General features: G+C 66.6%; 4 protein-coding genes and 3 pseudogenes. 2 read left to right on the forward strand and 5 right to left on the reverse strand.

Annotated elements, in window-relative coordinates; all coding sequences use genetic code 11:
* Window positions 1-777 precede the first annotated feature (777 nt).
* The 3 genes and pseudogenes from ACZ6JY_RS33375 to ACZ6JY_RS33385 all read right to left on the reverse strand — a co-directional run bounded on the left by ACZ6JY_RS33375 (window position 778) and on the right by ACZ6JY_RS33385 (window position 4,135).
* Window positions 778-2,079, reverse strand: coding sequence for an MFS transporter (locus tag ACZ6JY_RS33375; RefSeq protein ID WP_469201953.1), 1,302 nt, complete (start codon window positions 2,077-2,079; stop codon window positions 778-780).
* 279 nt (window positions 2,080-2,358) lie between these two features.
* Window positions 2,359-3,119: pseudogene (gene istB / locus ACZ6JY_RS33380) on the reverse strand (IS21-like element helper ATPase IstB).
* Window positions 3,120-3,457: 338 nt separating this feature from the next.
* The gene (locus ACZ6JY_RS33385; RefSeq protein ID WP_469201955.1) at window positions 3,458-4,135 is read right to left on the reverse strand and encodes a Mu transposase domain-containing protein; all 678 of its coding nucleotides are present in this window, start codon (window positions 4,133-4,135) and stop codon (window positions 3,458-3,460) included.
* Between the two features lie 22 nt (window positions 4,136-4,157).
* Between ACZ6JY_RS33385 and ACZ6JY_RS33390 the strand changes: the two are divergent.
* Window positions 4,158-4,385, forward strand: a pseudogene (locus ACZ6JY_RS33390) (DUF6300 family protein); the annotation flags it as partial.
* Between the two features lie 7 nt (window positions 4,386-4,392).
* Here ACZ6JY_RS33390 and ACZ6JY_RS33395 read toward each other — a convergent pair.
* Window positions 4,393-4,698 (reverse strand): annotated as a pseudogene (locus ACZ6JY_RS33395) (transposase); the annotation flags it as partial.
* A gap of 124 nt (window positions 4,699-4,822) precedes the next feature.
* Here ACZ6JY_RS33395 and ACZ6JY_RS33400 point away from each other — a divergent pair.
* Complete coding sequence (locus tag ACZ6JY_RS33400; protein WP_469201957.1) at window positions 4,823-5,176, forward strand: hypothetical protein; 354 nt, start codon at window positions 4,823-4,825, stop codon at window positions 5,174-5,176.
* An 18-nt stretch (window positions 5,177-5,194) separates the two neighbouring features.
* On the opposite strand, the gene istB (ACZ6JY_RS33405) is transcribed toward ACZ6JY_RS33400, so the two are convergent.
* Entirely contained in the window at window positions 5,195-5,968 is a 774-nt protein-coding gene (istB, locus tag ACZ6JY_RS33405) for an IS21-like element helper ATPase IstB (RefSeq protein WP_469201977.1), read from the reverse strand.
* Window positions 5,969-6,000 lie beyond the last annotated feature (32 nt).

Genomic DNA, 6,000 nt, shown 5'->3' on the forward strand with positions numbered 1-6,000 from the left:
GTGATGCATCCGAACGGCCGTTGCCACAGCCGTCACCACGTGACGGCTAACCGACACGATCGACCATGAAACCGAGGGCCACGCCGACTACTTCTCTGGCGTCGCAGCGAAGCCTGGCCCGAGGTTTCGCCGGCCTTCGTGCACGGCCACGTCCTGGTGCTCGACGCTGTCCGACGGGCGGGTCGCTGGTTCACCTCGTTCGGCGGGCAGGAGCCGCGGGGCGGTCGAGGTCGCCGTGCTCCTGGTGCTCGTTGTGGGGCCGGTGCCCAGCGGGCGGCGCGAGCTCATTGCGGCAGTCTTCCGCACTACCGGCATGGCACTCGCACTTCGCAGTCCTGCCGAACAGGTCACGCCCTCAGTCGCGTCCTGAGTCGCGTCGGTTGGTGCCGTATACGGCGGCTTGCCCTACACCTTGGGGATGGTCTGCGGTCGCGAAAGCTGCACGTCACAGACCTGGTCAAGGGGGCCGGGGGCGCCGACTGCTTCTCTTGGAGGGGACTGGGTGAAGTCCGGGCTGAGTATGTCGATGACGGGCAGCAACGCCTGTCGGTGAGTTTCAGCAACGACTGAGTGAGGTCGGCGTCTGGAATGTCGGTGAGTTTCAGCAACACTGCCGCCGGGAGCGCCGACGAAAGCTCTGGTGACGCACCGACGGAACGGGCGGCATCATGACCACGGTGCCGCCCGTTCTGTCTTGTTCAATCGTCGCGGCGGCCGGGCAGCTCCGGGCGGTGGTGCGCAGGTGGAAGACAGCCCAGGCACAAGTGGCCCGCGCCTCTAAATCTGCTTCGATCCCGAGAGACGCGGCGGCGGGCCCTCCGCTCTGTCGTGGGAAGAGCCGGTACTGTCCATCTGCCTCCAGACCGGGAAGATCAACGGGCACAGCGTGGCGAGCAGATACACACCGCCAACCGTCAGCAGCGTGCAGGGCAGGCCGGCCGAGTCCACGAGGAAGCCCGCAGCCAGTCCGCCCATCGGAGTGATCAGCTGGACCGAGGCTGTCGTCGCACTCAACACGCGGCTGCGCAGTTCCTCCGGCACCGTCTCGTACGTCACTGTGGCCATGATGGGGTTGAGTACACCGAAGGCGAGACCCTCAATCGCCATGATCACGGCCAGCGGCGCGAAGGTGTCGGTGAAGGCGGCGACCACGAAGCGCGGCAGGCCCCCGATGAGAAACGCGATCGTGAACACTGGCCACCGCCGAAAGCGGCTGCCCACTGCCCCAAAGACCAGCGCCCCCGCGAGTGCGCACACCCCGAATGCCGCGTTCAACAGACCGAGATCGATGGAGCCATCAAGCTCCACACGGGCATCCACGGGGAGGAGTACGGCGCTCCATCCCTGGTCGAGGGCCCTGGTGACCAGCGTCATCAGGCACAGGCTCAGCAGCAACGGAGTGGCTGCCAGGAAGCGATAGCCTTCCGCGAGTTCACGACGGTAGGCACGCAACGATGTCGGGCCGACCTGCCGCTGGGCTTGTGCCTCGGGCAGGCTGTGCACTCCGAACGCGAACAGTGGCGCCGCCACGGCGAAGGTCGCGGCATCCACCCACAGGACGTTCTCGGCTCCGAGTCCGGCGATCAGCACACCTCCGAGAGCCGATCCCGTCAGCGACGCACAGCGTGCCGCACCGTCGTACAACCCGGCAGCCCTGGTCAGCGGCATTCCGGCGCGTTCGGCGAGCGTGGGCAACAGCACGCCGCGGGCCGTTTCACCCGGCGAACGGAACAGCCCTGTCACCGCCATGAGCACGCACAGCATCCAGAACTGCAGGACGCCGGCGAACTGCAGCAGCGGGATCGTCGCAACGGCGATCCCGCAGGCGAGATCCGAGGCGACACTCACCCGCCGTCGCCCGATCCGGTCGATGACCGGACCACCGACGAGCGCAGCGAGTACCGCAGGCAGCAGTGTGCAGAACGCGGCGATCCCGGCCTTGGCGGCGCTGCCCGTGCTCTGCAGCACGAACCACGGCACACCCATGTACGTGAGGCAATTCCCAGTGATCGAAAGGAGGTTGGCGGCAAGAACCGTTGCCAGAGGACGGCGATCAACCGTCCCGAAGTCTTCGGACACTACGGTGGTCTCCCATAAGGGGAAGCGCCCACCGCGAACGAAGCAGGTCAGCCGGTGGGCGAAGCGAAGTGGTCAGCGTCTGGCGCGCACAGAGAGGCGCACCGCGATGCGGTGTTCACAAGCAGCGCCTCCAACACTTCGCCGGGATGACCACCCGGCACCTCCACGCATTGTCACCTCGGACACCCGTCCTCCGCAACGATGATCCGTTCGCAACGGGCAGCTCGCACAGGGAGTTGTCCGAGGTGCGCAGATGAAGGCCGTCGGTGCCCCCTGCGGTCAGGTATCGGCTGACCGCCCGGCCTTGCTCCGGGTGTGGGCGAGTCGGTAGGAGTCGGTGCCGGTCTCGATGATCGTGCCGTTGAAGGTGAGCCGGTCGACGATCGCGGTGCAGAGCCTGGGATCGGTAAAGGTCTTCGTCTAGCCGCCGAAGGACTCGTTGGATGCGATGGCGATGGCCTTGTTCTCCTCCCGTTCGGTCAGTACCTGGAACATTAACTCGGCGCCATGATGGTCGAGTTCCATGTGGCCCAGCTCATCAGTACACAAAAGATCGACGCGTCCGTAGCGGGCGAAGCTGCTTCTCGTCCGCGGCCTCGACCAGCTCGTTCACGAGATTGGTCGCCAGGGTGTACTTCACCCGGAAACCGGCCATCGCGGCCTCGGTTCCCAACGCGATCAGCAGGTGCGACTTGCCGGTGTCGGAATCGCCGATCAGGCAGAGGGGCTGCGCCTTCTTCACCCACTCGGAGGTGGCCAGGGTGTGGATCACGGCAGGGTCGATGTTGGGGTTGGCATCGAAGTCGAACTCCCTGACCGTCTTCTGCCTCGGAAACGCAGCGGCCTTGATCCGGCGCTGGGAGCGACGCCGGGCCCGGTCATCGCACTCGGCCAGCAAACAGCTCAGCGAGGAAGGTGAGGTAGGACATCTGCTCGTGGGATGCCTGCTCGGCCAGGTCGGGGAACTTCGAACGGATGGTGGGCAGCCGCAGCATGCGGCAGGCGCCGACCACGGCGGTCTCCGCCGCCTGCTCGCTCATCCGGTGACGGCTGGGAGTATTCACGGCAGCGACTCCTTCGGTGCGGCGGGACGACGGTGCAGCAGCTGGTCATAGACGGCCGGCGAGGGCAACGGCCGGAGACCGGGCGGAAGGTGTGCGAGGCGGCGCTGCGACAACGAGGCCACGGAAGAGGCCTCTTGGGGCTGGGCCGGGGTGGAGTCATCGTCGGATTCGGCGGCCTGCGGGCCTCCAGGGCGACGGCGTCCGCAGTCAGTGCGCCCACCCGTAAGGATGCGGCGAGCCCTGCTACCAGGTGCTCGTGCGGGATGCGACGGTGCAAGAGCAGCACCTCGATCAGAGCCTTCGTGCCTTCCTTGTCACCGCGGGATCCTGCGGGCAGCGGACCACCACGCGTCGTGGATCGGGGTGAACCTGCCCGCCTGGCGGGCAGGTTCCAGCACGGTCGCCCCGGGCAGGGCGCCCGGCTTGCGCAGCAGCGTCTCCAGGTAGTGGTCGAGTTCGAGACGCTCGCCGGCATTGGCGACCAGTCGCTCGTGGCGGGCGATCTCGGTGGCGCCGTCGTAGACGGCCAGCCCGTTGGCGTGCAGCACGATGCGGACCCTGCGCTCGATGTAGCGGGCCGGCACCGAGTAGAAACCGGCGCGGGCCCGGATGCGGCTGTGCCGGTCCACCCGGGTCTCGATAACTTGTCCGGCGTCGAACGGCTCGGTGGGGAGCGGGCGCCAGCAGCGGCTGCTCGACGGCGAAATACCACCGACCGTGCGCGGTCGCATCCGGATCCGGCGGGCTTCGTCCTCCTCGTCCCATCGCTCGACCAGCGTGTTGAGCTCGGCCAGCGAGCCGACCTCCGGGACGGGGACGAAGTGGTTGCGGCGGAAGCGGCCGATGTCGCCCTCGACCCTGCCCTTCTCGTGGGCGCCGATCAGGCCAGGGCGGCAGTAGAAGCTGTCGACGCCGTAGTGTTCATGGAAGGGGAGCCACCGTGCAGTCTGATGCTGCGGGTGGACCTGGACGCCCCGCGCAAGCAGCGGCACACCGCCAAGCGGCGCGGCGCCGCAGAACGACGAGCACGGGCGGCCGATCCACCTAAAGCTGTGCCCGGCCTGCGACACCGGCGACGCCGACCGCCCGGCGGCCGGCTTGTTCGTCCAGTGGTTCGCCGACGGCGGCGGTCATGACGAAAGCCGCGTCCAAGAGGGCGCGCATCTGCTGATGGAGTGGACGAAGGAGTGCATGGCGGCCCACGGTTGGTCTTTGCAGGACGCCCCGCCCGATCAGCCCTGAAGGCCATCTACTGAGCTTTCGGGCTGAGTGTCGTCAGGGTGAGTCCGGTCGCGGTGAGGCATCCGTCGATGATGTCGCTGCGGTATTGGATCTCGCGGAGGGTTCGGCGCAGGGCGCCCATCAGGTGGTCGGGGTCGGTGAAGGCGAGGTTGTTCTGGCCCGCGCGTCGGACCAGTGACCAGGTGCCTTCGACCGGGTTGAGGTCGGGTGCATACGGCGGCAGTTGGAAGGAGGTGACCCAGTCGTGGGCGGCGATGAAGGCACGCAGCCGGGCATCCAGATGCACATTCAAATTGTCCCAGACGAGCACGAGTGTCGGCGTACTCCTCTGAGTGCTCCGCCAAGTACAGGCAAGCGTGCCCCGCTTGATGGTCGGGCGTGATGGTTGGCCGTGGGCAGTGTCGGAAGTCTCTCCGTGGGCTGTCATGATCTCGGCCATGGACGAGATCATCAAGGTTCTGAGGCGGGAGTTCGACGCAGAGGAGGGGAGCTTCCTGCTGCGGCTGCGTGGGGATCTGGAGTGGGACCCGGCGGCTTTCACCCGCCTGGAACAGGCAATGCGGGCCGCGTGCGAGCGATCTCAGTCCGACGAGAAGCTCGATCGATGGGCCGCTGAGGGGTTCTATGAGGTCGCGGCCTGGGTTCCGTCGTGGACGTCACACTCGAACTTTCCCAAGCCGGCGCCCGATTCCTACTTCGCTGACTGCATCGAGCGAATCGGGGATCTTGCCAACTGGTATTTCCGGGGCTGGCACGACTACTCCGAGGGACATGTCTGGACTGACCTGTGAAAACTCTGGGGAGCTTGGTCAGGCTACGTCGTCCCGGTCGCGTTCGATGGCAGCGAGCCGGTTCTTGAGCCGGTAGCTGGGGCCGTTGATGGAGATGACATCGCAGTGGTGGAGGAGGCGGTCGAGGATGGCGGTGGCGAGGGCCTCGTCACCGAACACCTGCCCCCATTGGCTGAAGGTCTTGTTCGAGGTCAGGATGATCGAGCCCTTTTCGTAGCGCTTTGAGATCACCTGGCAGACCAGGTTGGCCTCCGCGCGTTCGAGGGGCTGGTAGCCCACCTCGTCGACCACGAGAACGGCCGGCCGGAGATAGCTGCCGAGTTTGCTGGTCAGCCGTCCGGCGGCCTCGGTGGTCTTGAGGTTGCGGACCATGTCGTCGAGGCTGGTGAAGTAGATCGAGTAGCCGGCCCGGCAGGCCGCGACCGCGAGAGCGACGGCGATGTGTGTCTTGCCCACTCCCGGCGGCCCGAGCAGGGCGGCGTTGGCCTTGGCCTCGACGAACGACAACGTGGCGAGGTCCTTGACCTTGCGCGGGTCGAGCTCGGGCTGGAATGAGAAGTCGTAGTCGTCCAGCGTCTTGTGGTGAGGCAGTTTCGAAATCCGTAGGCCGGTGCGGAAGCGGCGGTCGTCACGGACAGCGAGTTCTTCGGAGAGGACCAGGTCGATGAAGTCGAGGTATCCCATCTTGGCCTCGTCGGCCCGCTGGGCGTACTGGGTCAGGGCCTCGGTCAGGTGGGGCAGTCCCAGCTTGCCGGCCGTGTTGCGGATGCGGGTGGAGACCAGCTCGCTCAAGACGATTCCTTCGTGCTCGGCTTGGTGGTGAA

The organism is Streptomyces sp. NPDC046335, assembly GCF_055587985.1.

What these genes read in the sequence shown, in the direction of transcription:
- ACZ6JY_RS33400 (WP_469201957.1), top strand. Translation starts at nt 4,823, where the DNA reads ATGGACGAGATCATCAAGGTTCTGAGGCGGGAGTTCGACGCAGAGGAG.